General features: G+C 66.7%; 1 protein-coding gene and 1 pseudogene. Both read right to left on the minus strand.

The annotated features are described in order from the left end of the window. A partial coding sequence (locus FBQ73_RS23305; protein WP_170218992.1) for an IS5 family transposase occupies positions 1–554 on the minus strand: 554 nt, incomplete at its 3' end. Next, positions 509–679, minus strand: a pseudogene (locus FBQ73_RS23435) (transposase); the annotation flags it as partial. The pseudogene FBQ73_RS23435 and the gene FBQ73_RS23305, both read right to left, overlap by 46 nt. Between the last annotated feature and the right edge of the window lie 3 nt (positions 680–682).

The following is a 682-nucleotide window of genomic DNA, read 5'->3' on the forward strand; positions in this document are numbered from 1 at the left end:
GCGAAGCCGCATTCGGTCTTCTCGCAGCGCAGGGCGACGCGCTTGAATCGCTTCAGCTTTCCGAAGCACTGCTCGATGCGGGCACGGCCCCGGTAGAGCGCCTTCGGGAAGAAGACCGGGCGGTCTTTCGCATTGGATTTGAAGGGGATGGCGGGCGCGAGGCCGCGAGCCCGGGCCATGGCCCGGTTGGCCTTGGCGTCATAGCCCTTGTCGGCGAGGGCGGCGCGCGGCTTCACATCGGGACCAAGATCCAGCAGCAGCTTGAAGAGTGGGCTGTCGCCGGCCTCACCACCGGTCAGGTGGAAGGCGATCGGCTGGCCGTCGAAATCGCTCTTGAGGTGGATCTTGGTGGAGAAGCCACCCCGCGATCGGCCGAGGGCCTGGCCCTGCTGCCCCCTTTTGCCCCGGCGGCGGAGACATGGGCGCGCACGACGGTGGAATCGAACATCTGGACCAGATGCGCCGTGCGGCTCAGGGATGCCAGGGTTTCGAAGAACAGCTCGAACACGCCGGCCTGGCGCAGTCGCCAGAACCTTTTCCAGACGCTGTTCCACGCGCCGAACTCGGCCGGCAGCGCCCGCCAGGAGATGTTGTGCACGGTGAAATAGTGCATGGCTTCGAGGAACTTGCGGTCATCGCGCCCGTTGTCGCCCCGTCGCGACCGGCAGGCGCGGAACACCTC

This window comes from Xanthobacter autotrophicus (genome assembly GCF_005871085.1).
GTDB classification, from domain to species: domain Bacteria; phylum Pseudomonadota; class Alphaproteobacteria; order Rhizobiales; family Xanthobacteraceae; genus Xanthobacter; species Xanthobacter autotrophicus.